Raw genomic sequence first — 17,922 nt, 5'->3', positions numbered from 1 at the left:
GTTCGCTCCCATTGCACGCGATGGAGCTCGTCGCTTATCGGTCGAGGAGCCAGTATGGGCGGGCTGTGCATGCCCCCGCCATCGGCGCCGGCCCCTGAACTGGGACGCATGTATGCGCGGACGGCCAGCACGCCGCGGCGACCCGCCGCATCACCTGGAAGGACGAACCGCATCGGCCGCGTGCCGACGACGCGCGGGGCCGCGCCGAGCCTGCCAGACCCACCGAGTCGTTGGCCGTTCCAATAGAGTTCGTAGCCGTCCTCGACGAGAGTCGGCCCGAGGATGTCCCACGACGCGCGTACCGCTGGCACCGTCACCGCGCGTCGGTACCAGGCGTAGCCGTGATAGCCGCGATGACCATGCGCCATCCACCCGCCGACCTAATCGGGCAGACCGACGTCGCCGTCGTGGCTGCCCGGCACGGGTGTCAGGTCGATCGTCTCCCACCCGGTATCGTCGGCATTCGCGGCCGCCCAGCGTGGGTCGTCGCCGGTATGGAACCGCCACGGACCATCGAGTAGGGTCGCTGCGGCGCGCAGCGTCGGCGGATCAGGACGCCCGCCAGTCGCCAAGTCGGCGATCACGATGGCGAACGCCATTAAGGTCGCTATGACGATGCCGACGATCAGTTTGCGTTGTGTTGCGTCGACCGAAGTCACCGACGAGGATGGCGAATTGGACGTCATAACGCGATCTCATCGTCGGGGTAATCGCGCATCGCCTTCCTCCCGGCTTCCGGGCCGGACAATCCGCGAGGTCCTTCTCGACGCATCTGCAAACCGTAATTGGTCGTGCTCTGCGTGCAGCAAGCACCGGGTGACGCGATTGATGCGCCAGGCCAATCTCGGTGCGGCGCACGGCTATCGCAGGCGGCGGTCGGCCGCTGGGAAGCCGTCGGTCCTCATCCCCAATCTCGTCCAGCGCCAGTTCACGGTGACACGGCGCAAACACCGCCTGGGTGACGGGTATCACCTACCCGCGCACCGCAAAGGCAACTGCTGGGATAAGGCCGTCGCAGAATCCCGTGCGGCGCCACAGCCATCTGTTTGGCCTCAGCCCAGAGGAGTTCGAAGCGACGCACAAGCAGCGCCGCTAAGTCTCCACCAGGTCCTGGGAACTCCAGATGTGGATGAGGACGCGTTTCCGGCGATCGGCTCCAGGTCGCTCGCCGCCCAGTCCGTCCACCGAAGGCTGCATCAGCGACCAGGGTTGTGGTCGGCCAGCTTCCCTTCCAGGTCCGGTGAAAGGTGCAACTCCGTACGCCCAGTGTACTAGCCCGCCCCCGACGGTCAACGCTCAGCCGACTCCTGGCGCAACCCCACGCTCGCCGAAGGCGGGCCTGCCCGGCGTCTCGTCGAACGCCAGCCGCCCGGCGCGCAGGAGGTCGCGACGCTCTGAGTACCGCTCGGCTGGCTTGTCAGGAGTTCACCCGGCGGAGCGGTCAGGTTCACCCGGCGTCGCGGGTCGATTGAGCGCGGCGAGCCTGACACGCACAGGCAACGAGCTGCCGCCTGCATTGGTCCACTCGAGTTGGGGACGGGTCGAGGCCGGTAAGGTTTCGCCTGCGGCTGCGTTCTATAGGGAGGCGCGGGACGCCGAGACACAGGAGGTGTGGATGGCGGAGAGGGTGGGATTCGAACTCTGCCAGGTCCTTTAGAATCTGTAACTTTCAGAAACTACATTGCCGCGATTGCCATGAATGCCGTGGTTGCCGTCGCGCATTGCCCGCCATTGCCCGCTGGTATGCCTCTCGTACACGTCCGCGGAGCGCCTCTGGAATCTTGCACGCGGGCCGCGGGGCGTTCGTTTCGACGCCCGGTCGACCGGACGGCCGAACGCCCCACGCCGCCCTGGTCTCTGGGGAGAGCCACAGCGTCACGTCGCCCCGACTGATGAGGCCGCGCTCGTACACCCGCCAATTCCCCACCCGATACTCTGTCTTGTACGTGGGGTGCACCCGCGACTTCACCCCACGATCATGCTGCGTGGGGGCCTACATGTCACCCGGTTCCACAGCGGGCCTATCGACGGCGGCTGCAGCAGCCGTGCACCAACGCCTCAGCGAGACTAAGCACACCGTTGTGCGGAAGCGCTGGCGCGAGGCCGACCACCAAGCCGGCCATTGGCCACCGCGGCGAGCGGTCCGTTGCGGCGGCGTGCCGAACCGGCGACCTCGGCCCCAACCCCTGGATTGCGCCCGTCCGAGTCTCACCGTACACTCGCCCTTCCTCGGTTGAACGCACCATCCTCGACCTTCATCACGACCAACGGAGGGATCAGTCAATGACCGATACCGCGGCCGCAATCAACGCGACTAATCTGGGCTGCTCGATCACGTGCAAGGACCTAGAGGCGTCTATTCGCTTCTACCGCGATGCCATCGGGTTTGCGGTGGCTCAGACGTTCGAGAACGAAGGGAAGGTCGTTGCGGCGGTGGTCGCCGCGGGTGATTGCCACATTGTCCTCAACCAGGACGATGGCAAGCTCGGTTGGGACCGGATCAAGGGACAGGGTTTCTACCTGCAGATCAACGTGGCGGGCGCTGCCGATGTGGACGCGGCTGCTGCGCGGATCAAGGCCACTGGTGGAACGCTGCTGAGTGAGCCGGCGGACCGGCCGTGGGGCGCGCGCATGTTCCAGTTCAACGATCTGGACGGGTTCAAGCTCGGGGTGTCCACACCACTCGTGGGATAACACCTGCAGCACCCATCGCGCCGTCGCGGTCGGCTTCACGAGACGCCTGGAGTTGGTTATTGGCAACGGACAGTGCCAATGCGACAGATCACCGGTATGGATCACGGACCCATCCCGTGGTCCGACAACCGCCCGTTCCCGGACTTCAGGAGCGCCCCTCGACCAGTCGATCCGGAGAGCGACCTGTCGCCCTTGTGGGTGGTTCCTTCGGTCCCGATCAACGCTGCAGCGGCGAACATCGGCCGCGCGTGTGTGCTTTGGCGACGGCCGCCCGCATTGAGATGGGCCGAGAGGACGCCGACCCTCGCGACCGATCAGAAAGCGGCGGACGTCTACTGTGCATCGTCAAACGCCAGGCGTCTTTAGAAGGACCGCTACTGCGGTCTCAAGCGGCTGAACGTCACGTTCTACGACGCGCCACACGAGGCCGAGGTCGACGCCGAAGTAGGCGTGGCTCAGCCGATCCCTCATGCCGCGCACGCGATCCGCTTCCAGGGGATTTCGGGCCGCTGCGCTCTGGTTGCCTCGGAGAGTTGCTTGACCGCCTCACCGATGATTTCGAGTTTCCGGATGATGGCGTCCTGTCGCATGCGGTCTGCGAGGAAGACTTCTTCGCCAACCGATGCGTAGGCTCTGATGTCGCTGATGGCGCCCGGATGTGCCCCAGGTAGATGCGTTCGTCCTTCACAGAGCTCGGGCTTCAGCAGAGATCCGCAGGCGAAGGTCTGGATGGATGCTGGCATCGGTCAGGACGTCCACGTCGCGCCTGAGGAGATCTTCGAGGTCCTGCTCGAGCCCGACGAGATCGAGGAGCGATCGGTTGTCTTCCATATCGACCAATAGATCGACGTCGCTGTCGGCCCGGTCATCGCCGCGTGCAACCGAACCGAACACGCGCACGTTCCGCGCGCCGTGCAGTGCGGCGATGCGGAGGATTTCTTCGCGGTTCCGATCAATCGTCATGGCTGGCGCTTGGAGGCATTGTAGCGCCGCAGGAATCTTCGAGGTGCGCCACGGGTGGAGTCAAGCACCCACGTGCCATGTCGAAAGCCGTTGTGGGCTAAACCGCGCCTGTTTGGTGAGGATACTCGAGGCGAACATCACAGCGAAAATCGGCGGCGTTGCACCCGAGCGAGGCGTCCAATCGCTAAATTGTTGATTCTAAAGGAGATCATTTGGACCAGAGGGTGGGGTTCGTTCCCGACGAGCCCACGCGGCTCAAGGGTTTAGAACCCACGATCCCGACGCATCGAACACGCACATCGCTATCAACCAGTCGGCGAGCTTCAGCACATAGAGCGAATCGCCGCCATTGAACGCAAGGTGGCGAACTTTGCCGCATGCCCGTTCCAATCAGCGCTCCATCACGCACAACGCAATTGACGCATGTTAGAGAGCTGGGCTAGTGTCTTCGCGCTGGGTTCCGTGTGACTGAATTAGCGTTATTACAAAATCTCACGTTCTTTCGCGTCCACTTGGGAGGACCTCAAGCGCCTCTAAACGCTCTTAGCGCCGCTACTTATTGCCCGGCGGCAGAACTCCATAGAACGGATGGTCGTGCAGATTGATCAACCCGGGATAGATGTACGCGTGCTGGCCAGGCGGCGCGCGTTCGGCGTCGGTCACATCGACCCCCTGTGGCGGCGCTGATCCTCGCCATACCGCGACGATGCGGCCATCGCGCACCAGCACGCGGCCGCTAGGAATGACCTCGCGTGCCGCATTCATCGTGACGACGGTTCCTTCCAAGAGGATCGCGCCCGACGATGATGCGACGACGACCGGTTGCTCGCCAGTCGTCGCCATCACCGCCAGGACCGCTGCGAAAGAGAACGCCGCACGCCTCTGCTTCATCTTCATGGGAGTCTCCAGGTCATTGCGCTCCTGATCGCGCGACAGCTCAGGAGCCCGCAACCCAGAGGAAGTTCTTCGGCAAAGTTCCACCGCTCGCGATCCCGCTGTTTTTCGGGTCGTAGCGCATGCGGAAGCCGACCTCTCTGGGGATCTGTACGATGCCGAAGTTGTAGCAGGCGTAGCCGATGCCAAGACGCGGACAGCGCTGCTCGGTCACTGACACCGAGGCCAGCCGCGCCCAACTTCCGGTGCCTTCCGCGCAGGCTTCGAGCGGTGCTTCGTCCGGTCGGCTGATGTCGTTGGCGGGCCCCTTCTTGTATGAGCAGTACTCGAAGGTCACGTTGCCCGCGGTCGCGGGCTGGCCGGCGCTGTCCGTGACGTACGCCTTGAGGGTCAGTTCCTCGCTGCTCACAACTAGACTCGACACCTCGGTCAAGGCGTTGATGCGGTAGGTGGTGAACGTGAGCTCATACGTACCAGGGACACCCTGACCGGGCCTCGCGCTCTGCTCCACCGCCGCCCCAACGACGTGGGACGTCGGCGCGACTGGCGACTCGCCGGAGCAGCCCGAGACCGCTGTCGCAGCAACAACGGCAAGGGCGAACCTCGAGGTGATGACGAAGGCAGACATGGCGTGATCTCCTTGTGATGAATTTGACAAGTTGCCGTTGGCGCCCGCGGTCTCGTGATCGCGATACGCATCGTGACGTCTATGCCACGTTCACGTCGCCGAACATCCAGTCAGTGATCGAATGGACGCGGGTGATCGCCGAGGCGCGTGGACGAGTCATATGTGTTCTGGCCTGGCGCCCGCATGTTGCTGGCTACCAGCCCCACTTCGGCATACCTTCGACACTCGTGCCGTTCGTATCGGTGATCAGAGACGCCGTACCGGAGCCATCGGCGTTGATCACGAAGATTTCCCTATTGACCAGTTGGAGGGCGCAAGTCCGAGCAGCGCGGCGAACATCGTCTTCATGGTCAACCTCTAGTTCGACTTCGTTCAGCGTGCCGCGGCGCAGCGTCCGCTGTACCAGTCGGTGATCTCAGGCCGCGTGTTCTGAGCTCGGGCCGCTCACGCGCTGCGCCGAAACCGCTTGCGGCGATATGTTCTTCGGTTCGGGCAGGTGCGCAAGGGTTCGGCTCAGGGCACTCTCCAGAGGACCGCATGCCCCTGACTGCCGCCGTGACCCACCACCACGCCGAAATCGTTCAGGTCGCGCGCCCCGCTTTGACGTTGCGCGGCGAGACCCGTCATCAGCGCATCCGGCCGCGCCAGGAATCCTTGTTGCGTACCGGAACGCTTGCCGAGATTGCTGACGCCAACCACATCGCCAGATGTATTGATGCCGTAGGCTTCGCTGCAGCATCCGCCGAGTGTCCCGAGATCTTCGACCGCCCACCCGGCGCTCGAGCGCCAGCGGACCGCGTGACGAGTGCCAGTTGAATCGGTGCTCAGTCCTGCCACGTCGCCGCTGTTGTTGACCGCAAGGGCGTAGGTCGTCTCACCGCCGAGACTCGGTAACCGTGACATTCCGGCTTCGAGGGTCCACAGGAACCCGCTGGCGCCGCCAGCGCGGACACTCACTCCGACGATCAATCCGCCGTCGTTGACGTCATGTGCGTCGCTGAACAAGTCCCCCGGGAGCTTCCCGAGACTCTGCACAGCCCATCCGCTTCCCGACCTCGTCCACGCCGCGGCGTGGCTTTCGCCGGAGCTCACAGTGCTAACCCCGACGACGACAACAGCAGCGGCATCACCGCCGATTCCGTTGTTGATACCCCGCGCAGCGGCGCAGCACGCGCCAGTCGCGGTGCCGAGGTTCTCGACGGTCCATGTACTGCCAGAGAAGCTCCATACTACGGCCCACCGTTGCCTGGATGCGTCGTCGCTGGTACCCGCTATCTGGCCGTGCTCGTTGATATCCCACGCGTGGCTGTCGCCGCCGCCAAGGGTGCCGAGATCGACCATCGGACCAGGCGATTTCCAGAAGAACGCGTGGACGAAATCGTCCGCGCGCCTGCTATAACCGACCACCTGAATGGAGTCGGGATCGTTGTTGATGCCGAAGGCGTCGCTGATGCCACCGCCGAGTGTCCCGAGATCCACGACATTGCTGCCAGGCTTCGCAGCGCTCATGGAGTGATACGACAGCAGCAGCGCCATCGCCAACGCTGCGGCCGAGAGAAGAGGACGAGTCATGTGTGTTCTCCTGTGTCAGGCGACAACGTTCTGGGAGCTCGCCCGTGGCGAGCAGATGAGACCCGGTTTCTTCGTGACTCCTCCAGGAACGTTCGGGTGCGAGCTACCGCGGGACGCCGTCCGCCGACCACTTGCCCCAGCTCGGGAAGCCGCTGAAGCCGGGCGAGGGTGTGAACGTGATCTGCGTTACGTTGGTGCCGTCAGCGTTCATTGTGTAGACCTGCAGGTGACCGCGCGCACCCTGTGCGCCGACACGGCGATGGAACGCGAGGAGGTCCCCGGTAGGTGACCATGTCGGCTTCGTGACGTTGACGTTGTTCGGCGTCGGTTCCGCGGTGAAGTTCGTCAGCCGCTCCGGGACGTCGGAGCCATCCGCCTTCATCACGTAGATCTCCGGCGTGCCATCGCGATTGCTCTCGAACGCGATCAGGTCACCCTTGGGCGAGAATGCCGGGTTGGCGTCGCTGCCGCTGGCGGTCGTCAATCTGCGGAGGCCGGTTCCATCCGCGTCGATCGCGAAGATCTCCTGGTTGCCAATAGCACCATTCATGAATGCGATCGCATTCCCCTTTGGTGACCAGTCGCAGCGGGTGCTGTCGCCGGTCAACGGGGGCGGTTCTCCGAGCGGCCCGGGCTTTCGGTAGGACTCAGTGAGGTTGGTCAGACCGGTGCCATGGACGTTCACAACGTAGATGTCCCGCGGGCTCGCCTGGCTGTGGAAGCAGAGCTCGTTGCCGGTTTGCGAGAAGCTAGGGAAGGCGGCGCCGCCGGGAACGCTCACCATGAGCTGTTGTTCGGTGCCGTCCAGGTTCATCGTGAAGATCTGCGGAATACCACCGACCCGATTGCTCTGGAACGCGATCAGCTTCTTGCTGTGGGACCAGTCGGCCCCGCCACTGTTGTACCCCGCGGAACCGATCGGGGCGCCACCATGCGTGAGGCGGGTCGGGTTGCTGCCGTCGGGCGCCATCACGTAGATGTCTTCGCATTGTGGAGGGTTGCAAATCCCATCGTTGCTTGGATTGTCGCGGTCGGTGGTAAGCAGGATGAAGCCGTCGTTGGCGTCTTCCTGGCCCGCGTGCGGGACGGCAAGCCACCCAACGGTCAGCAGGACCACCGTTGACAGCAACACTCGGGTGTGTCTGTTCTTTAAGGTTTTCATCGGTACTCCTGCAGGCCGCTAGACGACGTTGACGAAGCCGAACATCCAGTCGTTGATCGAGTGGACGCGATTGATGCAGATGACCAGGTAGCGCCCGTCCTCAGCAAATCGATGCCTCACCTGTGTACCGGCCGTCGTCGGCGTCGAGCCGGTGAGCAACACGCCTGCACCCGCCGAGATGAGTTGTCCGGGAGTGTGATCGACGACCGGCTGCGCGGGGAATACCCCCGTATCGATGATCAGGCTGCCCTCACCATCGGTGATCAGGTACTGCCGTCGCGCGGTTTGCGCCGTCGTGTTGCACAGAGCTGGGCCGCCCTGGCAGAGGTCCTCCGCGATGTGTTGGCGGGTGGTGTTCTTGCTGACGGGATGAATCGCGAGGCCGTGCCCGGTGCCGTTCATGACAAACGTGACCGTTCCGCCTTTGACGATGGTGACTTCTTCTGGAGAGAGGATGTGGTGCCCCGGGCTCGCAGGCTGCGGGTGAGGGGCGCCGAAGTCGACCACCGCGTCCTGGACGGCAACCTTGTCCGTCAGGTCCTGAATCTGGGACGACTCCATCGGTCCGGTGAGAGCAACGACCCACAAGGTGAGCGTTACCCCTAGCAATCGCTTGTTCATTCGATCCTCCTGCACCTGTCTCGTCAGTTTCGGTGTCGGCACGATGCCCCGGGCCGCGTCGTCGCGACAATGGCTGGCGACTGTTTCGAAGTCACTGGCCAAGGGGCTGCGGGCGCGACGTGCTGCGATGCGCCATATAAGTGGTCGGCCAACGCCGATCGTGTCGGCGCGCCGCGCCTTTTCAGCCCTCCATCCCGACAGCACGCGTTCGGTTGGCAGGGCATACAATGAGCGCCACCCAGCAAAGCCCCTGGCAATCGCATGCCAATGTTCGACTTCGGCGGAACAGCGGCTGGCGCCCCGATCGCGCTACTCACGCCTCAGCAGCAGAGCAGTCTGGCTGAGGGAATCCGCAGCCACGTACCGGCCGCAGAGCAGGAGCTCGTGCGCCTCTTTGCCGACAGGGTGATGTTCATGGCGCTCGCTCGCACGCGCGATCGCGAGGCGGCACGAGACGTGGCGCAAGATGTGATGCTGGCCGTTTTTCGTGCGGTTCGGGCCGGCCAACTGCACGAGTCCGAACGCCTGGCGGCGTTCGTGTATGGCATCGCACGCAACCTGATCAACAACTATCTGCGCACCCGGACCCGACTCAAGGAAGACCCTCTCGATGCCGCGCTCCCTCTGGCGCTGCAACCCGACACCGCGGACGCCGAGGAGCGCCTGGGGCTGGTGCGACGCGCGCTCCGCGCCCTCGACCTGACCGACCGGACCATCCTGCTGCTGACCCTCGTGGAGGGGCTGAAGCCTGGCGAGATCGCCCGGCGGCTCGGCCTTACGCCCGAAGTCGTGCGCACGCGGAAATCGCGCGCGCTGAAGAGAACGACAGAACGTGTCAAGAACCTGTCACGAACCTGAATCTCCGACCACTAGTTCCTGCGAGGCCCACATGATCCGGCGAGGCCGACGATGAACTGCGAGAGGGTGGCACGCGAGGAACTCCTCGAGGGCTACCTCCTGGGCCGGTTGAGCGACGAGGACCGTGACTCGTTCGAGCAACACTTCTTCGAGTGTGAGCGCTGCTTGAAAGATTTGCAGATGCTGCAAACGATCCAGCGGGAGTTGCCTCGAGTGGATGCTGACCCTGCCCTTGCGAAGGCATCGTCATCGCTCCGATGGCTCTCCTTCGCCGGACTGGCCGCCACAATCGTCCTGATGGTCGGATCGGCGGTGTGGATGCGATCACCGACACCTCCGGGCTTATCAGGCACGGCCGAGACGCGGCCGGCGTCGCAAGCAGAACGACCAGAGGCGTCACAGTCCCCGACACCGCCACCGCCGCTGACGGCCGGACCTTCGCTGGAGCAGCTCGCCCTTGTCGAAGCACCGCCGTACCAGCCATTGACGCTGCGCGGCGCGCCAGACGAAGCGACGTCGCGCTTCCAGGCCGGGATGGCACGGTACCAACAGGCTGACTACCCCGCGGCCGTCGCCGAGCTTCGTGGCGCTGCGGCGCTGGCGCCCGACGCGACCCACATCCGGTTCTTTCTGGGCATCGCTCATCTCATGGCTGGCCAGGACATCGCTGCGATCGCCGAGCTGCGTGCCACGACAGCGCTCGGCGATTCCCCCTACCTGGAAGAAGCGCACTGGTACCTCGCCAAGGCGCTGCTGCGGCAGAAACGTCCTGCTGCCGCCGAAGCGGAGTTGCGCACGCTGATCCAGCTTCAGGGGACAGGGACGAGTGAGGCCCGAACACTGCTCGCTGCCATCAAGCGGCTCGACGAGCGGTGACATCGTTCAGGCGCAGGCCGCACGGAGGAGAGTGCATGACGTTTCCCCTGGTTGCTCGATTCGCGATCGTTTGTGCGCTGCTGCTGGTGCCGTTGTCCGTGCCGACATCCGCGCAGGAGACGAGCGGCACGATCCTGGGTGAGCTCGTGGACCAGACCGGAGCGGTGCTACCTCAGGTCAAGGTCGTCATCACGAGTGTCGACACCGGCCGCATCCGCGAAGTCGCCACCAACCACGTTGGCCAGTACAGCGCCAGCGTTCCGGTCGGCAACTACGAGATCAGCTTTCTGCTGCCGAACTTTCAACCGTTCACGGCACGCGGGATCTCCCTCCACGTCAACGATCGCCTGCAGGTGAATGGCAAGCTGGTCGTCGGCGCGGTGGACGCTCTGACGGTGACCGCGGAGCGCCTCGTGCAACCGACCGCCACGGTCCGACATCTGGTCCCTCTGGCCGCCATCCAGGAGTTGCCGCTGCTGACCCGCACGCTCGTCCAGCTCGTCACGCTCGTGCCGGGCGTCTCGAGCGACCTCCGGGAGGACGCCTGCTTCTGCGACCAGGGGAACCTGGACATCTCGATCAACGGGGCTCGCCGCAGCGCCGTCAACTGGCTGCTCGATGGCGCCTCGAACGTCAACGGGTGGAACAATTACACCCTGGTGACAACGCCCTCACTCGAAGCGATCCAGGAGGTGAACGTCATCACCAGCAGCTACGGGGCTGAATGGGCACGCAATGGTGGCGGCGTGGTCAATGCGGTGACCAAGTCCGGCAGCAACCGGTTCTCCGGCAGTGCGTACGAGTTCCTGCGCAACGACGCGCTGAACGCCAATTCGTTCTTCCGCAACATGAGTCCGCAAGAACAGATCAACAGTTCCCCGCCGCGACTCCGCTACAACAACTTCGGGTACACGATTGGGGGTCCGGTACTCCCGGATCGCAAGAAGCTGTTCTTCTTCTTCTCGGAGGAGTGGCGGCGGAGCCATCGGGACAAAGAATCCAGTGGGCCTTTTCCGGTTCCCGACCCAACGTGGCTCACCGATCCGAGCAGCGTCAACTACGTGGCGCCCGAGTTGCGGGACGCCAATGCGGTGAGGCTTCTGGCGCTCTGGCCTGCGCCGAATGTCCCCGGCACGAATCAGTATCGGACGACGATCACGAATCAGCTCCTCACCCGGCAGGAGTTCGTGCGCGCCGACTACAACATGACGGCGACGTGGTCGTTGACCGGCCGCTATCTGCGTGACCAGGTGGACTCGTACGGCGAGTATCTTGTGGTGCCGGATCTATCGCCGGGACATCGCTCCTCACTCGGCCAGCTCGCAGTGGTAGAGACGCGCAGAGCGGGCGGGCGACTGTTGCACGAGTTGTCCTACCAGCTGTCGGTGCATCGGCAAGGCCGCGACGACCGTATGCTCACGCGAGATGAGGCCGGCGTGCTGATTCCAGAGATCTTTCCCGAAAACGTGGCAGGCCTCATTCCATCCGTCTTTGTGGGTGGTCTAACCCCGCTCGACGGGCTGCAGCCGTTTCCGCGCGAATATCTCAATCACACCTTCAGTTCCGCTCTCACGCTCGAGCGCGGTACGCACGTGCTGAAGGCTGGTGGACTCGCGGCGTTCGAGCACGTGAACTCGAATCTCTTTGCAGATAGGACACAAGGGTCCTTCAACTTTCAGGGGAGCGACGGCTCGACCGCATTTCAGAACTTTCTTCAGGGCAACGCGGCCGGTACATGCGGAGAATCCTGCACCTATGCCGAAACAGACATCGACGTCGTCAACAGGTTCCGCTCTGGCCGGTACGAGCTCTTTGCCCAGGATACGTGGCGAATCCTTCGCAACGTCACGCTCGATCTGGGACTCCGCTACGCGTTCTACCCGCCCCTGACCGATGCCGACGACAAGCTCTTTGCCTTTTCGCCGGACGCATACGACCCCACTCAGGCGCCCACGTTTGCCGACCCGGATGGTTTCTTCGTGCTATCCGGGACGGGCAACCTCTTCAACGGCATTCGCATCGCCGGCAAGGACTCACCGCATGGGCGTGCCCTCTATGCCGCGGACACGAACAACTTGCAGCCACGCATCGGGGCGGCATGGGATCCGCGCGGCGCCGGGCGTCTGATTGTCCGCGCCGGGTACGGGATGTACTTCGATCACACGCAGGCGGGCATGGTCGCCCAGAACGTGCAGGAGTCCTTTTACGACCCATTTCGCACCGACCTCGTCGTCGGCAATCCGCCGCTGTCAGATCCTGCCGCCGGCATGGTGATCACTCCGTTTGCGGTGTTGACTCCCGTGGCCCTGTCCACCACCGACCGGTTCGTGGCGCCTCGATGGCAACAATGGAACGTCGGGATGCAGCGACGGCTCTACTCCCGCGGGATGATCGATGTCGGCTACCTCGGCTCTCGCGGCGATCATCTGCTGAGGTCTGTGGACATCAACCAACCCCAGCCGGACGACGTTCTGGCACGGGACGGGCAAGCGCACTTGGTGCGGCCCTTTCAGGGCTACCACGCGATCGTCATGCGCGAAACGACCGCTATGAGCCGGTATCACGCGCTCGCGACGAGCTTTCGTCATGAGGCCGGTCGCGCCGGTTCGGCACTGGTGAGCTACACCCTCAGTCGGAGTGCAGCCGACGCCACCTACGACAACTCGGAAATGGACGATCCCCAGAACCCGCTCGACAGGACCAGCGAGTTTGGCGCGGCGCGTACGGACCGCACGCACATCTTCACCGCGTCTTACGTCTACGAACTCCCATTCGGGCGCGGCGATTCAGGGGGCTGGAGGACGCACCTGTTCGGAGGGTGGCAGATCGCGGGGATTACCCGGATCGAATCAGGCCCCGCTGCTCGACTTCAGATCGCCAACTGCAACTACAACGGGTCGTGCTTTCCAGGCGCGCTGCGGCCCAATCAGGTGGGCGATCCGGCGGCTGGCGAGCAGAACGGCCTGCTCTGGTTCGACCCGTCGGCGTTCGTGCCATCGCCCGGCGGCGAGTATGGCGACGCCCCTATCGCGCCGTTCCGTCTGCCCGGCCGCCATCAGTGGGACTTCGCCGTGTCGAAGAGCGTGAGTCTGGGCGGCACGACACGTTTGCAGCTTCGAACCGACCTGATCAACGCGTTCAACCAGACGCAGTTTCTCGATGTCGCGTCGAGCTGTGGAGGCACGACCACATGCGCCCGGCCGGGATCCAGATTCGGCCAGGTCGTGAGCGCGCGGCCGGCGCGTGAGATTCAAGTCGGCGTCAGGTTGTATTGGTGACCCCACAACTGCGCAGCACGGTGGTCGGCATCTTGACGAGCCTGTTTCTGTCCCTCTCCGCGGTTGTTGGTCTCTCGCCGCCGGACGTCAAGGCGCAATCATCGTCGGGTCAGACAAGCACGCAGATGCCCGGCCTGGCCGACGCCTTGGAGATGATCACGAAGCTCCTCGAGCGGGGAAGGGGAATCGAGGCCGAGAACGTCGCACGGGTGCTGTTGCCCAGAGTGGAGAGCACCAGGGGGCGCGACGCCCTGGAAGTGGCCCAGGTCCTCGATCTGCTCGGCCGAGCGGTGCGCCGGTCGCCCAGGGTGCCGGCAGAGGAGAAGATCGCGATGGCCGAACGGGCCCTCGCGATCAGGGAGAGAGCGCTCGGTCCTCTGCACCCCGAGGTGGCGACCAGCCTGATCAACCTCGGCGTTGAGCGGGCTCTGGTTGGCGACATAGGTCCCGCACGACCCTTGATCGAGCGGGCGATCGCGATTCGAGAGTCGGCATTCGGTCCGAATCACCTCTCCGTTGCTGCGGGACTTCAGGCCCTAGGCGGCCTGTTGATAGCAGTCCGGGACGACGACGCCGCCAAGCTTCTGCTCGAGCGGTCGCAGCGAATCCGCGAGGCGACGCTCGGCGAGGGCAATCCGGAGACGGTCCGGACGCTCGTCAATCTCGGGATTTTCTATCAACGGACTGGCGACTATGCTGCCGCGCGACAGCGATTCGAGCGTGCCGGCGTACTGGCCGCAAGGTTCGCCGGCCCGCCCAACATCCTGACCCTCCATGTTCTGACCGGTGTGGCAGTCGTGCTGAGTGATCTGGGAGGTGATTTCGAGGGGTCTGCACGATTGAATGAACGGCTGGTGGAGTTGAGCGACCAGGCGTACGGCGCCACTGATATGCGCCTCACGACACCGTTGGAGCATCTGGCCACGGATCTCCGCGATCTCGGCGACTACGCGGCGGCAGAGCGCGCGGCGCGGCGAGCGCTGGCGATTGCGGAGCTGGCGCTCGGGCCGAAACACCCCGAAGTGGCGATGAGTCTGCACACCCTGGCGACGATCGTCGCAGGACTGGGCCGCTATGCCGAGGGAATGGCATTGTTCGAGCGTGCCACCCGGATCAACGAGGAGGCGCTGCAGCCCTCGGATCCGGACCGGGCTCGCGCCAGTTGGTTCATACCCGACCTGTTTCCCGTGTCCGGCTACGATTCGGATGACATCGACCTCTTTCAGAGAGCGCTTGCCTCGCGCGCGAGAAGCAGCGGTCTCGCTGATCCGGGCACGGCAGCAAGTCTCCGCAATCTGGCAGCGGTGCTTACGAGCCCGGAGGACCACCGACGAGCGCGGCCCTTGTTCGAGCGAGCCCTTGCGGCCCAGGAGAGGTTCCTCGGCCCCAATCATCCAGAGGTGGGAGCCGCCGCCGCGAACCTCGCCGACGTGCTGTCGCGCAGCGGGGACAACGACCTGGCGAGGCGGCACTACGAGCGGGCGCTGAACATCTGGGAGCAGTCGCTGGGAGTGAAACACCCGAAGGTGGCAACGGGCCTGGTGAACCTGGCTCGCTTTCACTCGAGGACCGGCAGCGACGAGAACGCCGCGCCATTGCTGGCCCGGGCGCTGGCGATTCAGCAGGAGGCGCTGGGCCCGGAACACCCGGACCTCGTCCTCACACTCCGCAGTCGGGCAGAACTCATGGCCCGCGCCGACGACAGGGTCGAGGCGTTTGCCCTCGCGGCTCGTGCCGCCAGCATCGCGCGGGAGCACCTGCGACTGACGGTTCGCACGCTCCCTGAACGCCAGGCGCTGGCGTATGCCGCATCGTTCGGCGAAGAACTGGACCTGATGCTCCACCTGGCCTCAACCGAGCCGAGCGGCAGCGCGTTGCTGACAGGCGCCTGGGACGCCGTCATACGCGCCCGCGGGATCGTGCTCGACGAGGTGGGGGCCCGCCATCGTTCCGCCACCGTGGGCGACGCATCGGACGGTGTAGAACGTGCGGCTGCCCTGGGGGCGGCGCGGCAGCGCCTCGCCGCGCTCGCAGTGCGCGGCGTTCGCAATGACCCTCCAGAGCGATACCGTCGCCTCCTCGAAGAGGCCACAGCCGCGAAAGAAAGCGCGGAGCGTGCGCTCGCGGAGCACAGCGCCAGGTTTCGAGACGACCAATCGAGAGCCGGTATTTCCCTCGACGCGGTGTCGGCGGCCTTGCCATCCGACAGCGCGCTGGTGGGTTTCCTCAGGTATCACGCGCCGCCGCCGGCCGCTGGCGCTGGCAGCACACCCGCGAGCGAAACCGAGCCGGCGTATCTGGCTTTCGTCGTCAGCGGTGCCGACCGGCGGCCCGCCGTGGTTCCGCTCGGCACGGCTGTTCACATCGATGGACTCGTCTTGCAGTGGCGCAAGCAGATCGCCCAAGAGGCCATGGCTGGCGGGAGGGGAGCGGCGCGCAGTGAGGCTGCCTATCGCCGGGTCGCCGCAGATCTCCGGCGCCAGATCTGGGATCCCCTGACACCCCATCTTGCGACGTCCACGCGCGTGTTCATCGTCCCGGATGGCGCGCTTCACCTCGTGAGCTTCGCCGCCCTGCCGACCGGCACGTCCAAATACCTGGTCGAATCGGGCCCAGTGATCCACTACCTCTCCACGGAGCGGGATCTCGTGTCGACGGATTCGCGCAAGGTCGGGGGGCGCGGCTTGCTCGTGATGGGCGATCCGGCATTCGACGAGTCCACGCCCTCATCAGTCGGAGCCATCGCCTCGTATCGTGGCCCTCGGTCGCCGTGCCCTGATTTCGAGTCCATGCGATTCGACTCCCTGCCCGCGTCCTTGATGGAGGTGGACGAGGTGACAACCGTCTGGGCCCAGAGTCACGCCGTCGCGCCCGACGCCTCTCTTCCTGCCGTCGCCCGGCTCACGCGGGCTGGAGCGAGCGAGTCGGCTTTCAAGACCCAAGCGGCCGGCCGTCGCGTACTGCACCTGGCAACGCACGGCTTCTTCCTCGGCGAACGCTGCCGATCGGTGATGGACGGGGCGCAGGCGTCCGCCTCAGTGACCTCGTCCCGGATTGTCAGGGAAAATCCGCTCCTCACATCCGGCCTCGCCTTGGCGGGCGCCAATCGTCGGAGCCTCGCGGCAACCGACCAGGAGGACGGCGTGCTCACCGCCGAAGAGGTCGCCACACTGGACCTGGATGGTGTCGAGTGGGCCGTTTTGTCCGGCTGCGATACCGGCCTGGGTGAACTCAGGGTTGGCGAAGGTGTCTTCGGGTTGCGACGAGCCTTCCAGGTGGCCGGTGCCCGGACTGTGATCATGAGCCTGTGGTCGGTCGAGGACTACGCGACCCGGCAGTGGATGGCCGCGCTCTACACGGGCCGGCTGCTGAAGCAGCTGAATACCTCCGCTGCCGTAAGGGGTGCGGCCCTGACCGTCCTGCGGGCGCGACGGGCGCACGGCCTTGGAGGGCATCCTTTCTATTGGGGCGCGTTCGTGGGGTCCGGCGACTGGCAGTAGCGCGGCCGTCGCCGCGGACATTCCGAACTCTCGCGCGCGAGTTCTCAGCAGCGAGGACGGGTGCGACGACTACCGCGAGCATGCCAGCGTCCCGACTTGGTTCTGCTAAAGGGGTCGCGCGGACTCAGCCGCGGTCCGAGTCAGGAGTCGACATAGGGAGCGCGACTTCTGCCCCTCAGCCCGGCCAAGGTGCCCAGCGATTGATGTGAAGTCGTTGCGCCTCACGCCACTACCGGCAAGTGAGCGAGGAGAATAAGTATCGCGCTTAGTGTGGGGGTAAATCTGGGGGTATGAATCTCAGCAGGAACAACTCGTAACTTATTGTTGCTCACCGGCTTACAAATTTGACGTTCGACTCCCCGCCGCCTCCCCACGTGATCGTTCCCCACCCTCCAGCGCCGTAACACCCAACCTAGAGGTCGGATACGCCAGGCGGTAAGGGTTCCAATTGCACCCACGCGGCCATTCGCGGAATGCGTCGGCCCCAAACACGCCTGTTTCGGCGTATTTTCTGAGGCGAACATCACGGCGAAACGCGCACGCGTTGCACCCGAACGTCAGCTGATCCGTTTAACTTATTGAAAAAAAAGCGAGGAATCTGGCGGAGAGGGTGGGATTCGGACCCGATCACCTCCTGTAGATTCTGTAACTTATAGAAAGCACGTTGCCGGCATTGCCAGGAATGCCATCGCTGCCGCGGCGCCTTGCACCTGATTGCACCTAGGGGCTTCCATCGCGGGCCCCTCCGTACTGCGACGATCATCCTGCATATGCAGATGAACGCAAGAGACTTGCTGGACCTTGCCGCGGCCTTGGACTATGGCGGCGCGCCAGTGCTCTGCTGCCGAGAGGCCTACGCCTGACGCGGAGGAGACA

General features: G+C 64.5%; 14 protein-coding genes. 5 read left to right on the top strand and 9 right to left on the bottom strand.

The features are described 5' to 3' along the window. Positions 1-380: 380 nt before the first annotated feature. On the bottom strand, positions 381-686 hold the full coding sequence (locus tag LuPra_RS32950; protein WP_234800717.1) for a hypothetical protein: 306 nt from the start codon (positions 684-686) through the stop codon (positions 381-383). Positions 687-2,283: 1,597 nt separating this feature from the next. On the opposite strand from LuPra_RS32950, the gene LuPra_RS04305 reads away from it, so the two are divergent. Then, positions 2,284-2,694 carry a VOC family protein gene (locus tag LuPra_RS04305; RefSeq protein ID WP_110169609.1) on the top strand — a complete coding sequence of 137 codons (411 nt, stop codon included), beginning with the start codon at positions 2,284-2,286 and terminating at the stop codon, positions 2,692-2,694. Positions 2,695-3,039: 345 nt separating this feature from the next. Here the strand turns inward: LuPra_RS04305 and LuPra_RS34245 are convergent, their stop codons facing one another. The 8 genes from LuPra_RS34245 to LuPra_RS04270 form a co-directional block, all read right to left on the bottom strand. Next, a complete protein-coding gene (locus LuPra_RS34245) occupies positions 3,040-3,165 on the bottom strand; it encodes a HepT-like ribonuclease domain-containing protein (protein WP_418001396.1) in 126 nt (41 codons plus the stop codon). Continuing rightward, complete coding sequence (locus tag LuPra_RS34240) at positions 3,162-3,284, bottom strand: HepT-like ribonuclease domain-containing protein (protein ID WP_418001395.1); 123 nt, start codon at positions 3,282-3,284, stop codon at positions 3,162-3,164. Before LuPra_RS34240 ends, LuPra_RS34245 begins: the two co-directional genes overlap by 4 nt. 94 nt (positions 3,285-3,378) lie before the next feature. Beyond that, on the bottom strand, positions 3,379-3,657 hold the full coding sequence (locus tag LuPra_RS04295) for a nucleotidyltransferase family protein (RefSeq protein WP_110169608.1): 279 nt from the start codon (positions 3,655-3,657) through the stop codon (positions 3,379-3,381). Positions 3,658-4,209: 552 nt separating this feature from the next. Continuing rightward, positions 4,210-4,554 carry an amidohydrolase family protein gene (locus LuPra_RS04290; RefSeq protein ID WP_110169607.1) on the bottom strand — a complete coding sequence of 115 codons (345 nt, stop codon included), beginning with the start codon at positions 4,552-4,554 and terminating at the stop codon, positions 4,210-4,212. A gap of 40 nt (positions 4,555-4,594) precedes the next feature. Then, the gene (locus LuPra_RS04285) at positions 4,595-5,179 is read right to left on the bottom strand and encodes a hypothetical protein (protein WP_110169606.1); all 585 of its coding nucleotides are present in this window, start codon (positions 5,177-5,179) and stop codon (positions 4,595-4,597) included. Between the two features lie 513 nt (positions 5,180-5,692). Further along, positions 5,693-6,751, bottom strand: coding sequence for a hypothetical protein (locus LuPra_RS04280; protein WP_110169605.1), 1,059 nt, complete (start codon positions 6,749-6,751; stop codon positions 5,693-5,695). Between the two features lie 103 nt (positions 6,752-6,854). Beyond that, entirely contained in the window at positions 6,855-7,913 is a 1,059-nt protein-coding gene (locus tag LuPra_RS04275; RefSeq protein WP_110169604.1) for a TolB family protein, read from the bottom strand. Positions 7,914-7,931: 18 nt separating this feature from the next. Next, positions 7,932-8,762 (bottom strand): hypothetical protein, encoded by an 831-nt coding sequence (locus LuPra_RS04270; protein WP_157898722.1) that lies wholly within the window; start codon positions 8,760-8,762, stop codon positions 7,932-7,934. A gap of 33 nt (positions 8,763-8,795) precedes the next feature. Between LuPra_RS04270 and LuPra_RS04265 the strand changes: the two genes are divergently transcribed. The 4 genes from LuPra_RS04265 to LuPra_RS04250 are packed head-to-tail and all read left to right on the top strand — an operon-like array spanning position 8,796 to position 17,046. Continuing rightward, positions 8,796-9,392 carry an RNA polymerase sigma factor gene (locus LuPra_RS04265; RefSeq protein ID WP_110169602.1) on the top strand — a complete coding sequence of 199 codons (597 nt, stop codon included), beginning with the start codon at positions 8,796-8,798 and terminating at the stop codon, positions 9,390-9,392. A 51-nt stretch (positions 9,393-9,443) separates the two neighbouring features. Continuing rightward, the gene (locus LuPra_RS04260; protein WP_110169601.1) at positions 9,444-10,268 is read left to right on the top strand and encodes a tetratricopeptide repeat protein; all 825 of its coding nucleotides are present in this window, start codon (positions 9,444-9,446) and stop codon (positions 10,266-10,268) included. Positions 10,269-10,303: 35 nt separating this feature from the next. After that, on the top strand, positions 10,304-13,546 hold the full coding sequence (locus LuPra_RS04255) for a TonB-dependent receptor (RefSeq protein ID WP_110169600.1): 3,243 nt from the start codon (positions 10,304-10,306) through the stop codon (positions 13,544-13,546). Next, a complete protein-coding gene (locus LuPra_RS04250; protein WP_110169599.1) occupies positions 13,543-17,046 on the top strand; it encodes a CHAT domain-containing tetratricopeptide repeat protein in 3,504 nt (1,167 codons plus the stop codon). Before LuPra_RS04255 ends, LuPra_RS04250 begins: the two co-directional genes overlap by 4 nt. Positions 17,047-17,922: the final 876 nt, after the last annotated feature.

The organism is Luteitalea pratensis, assembly GCF_001618865.1.
GTDB classification, from domain to species: domain Bacteria; phylum Acidobacteriota; class Vicinamibacteria; order Vicinamibacterales; family Vicinamibacteraceae; genus Luteitalea; species Luteitalea pratensis.
This window is presented reverse-complemented; position numbering and strand designations above follow the sequence as displayed.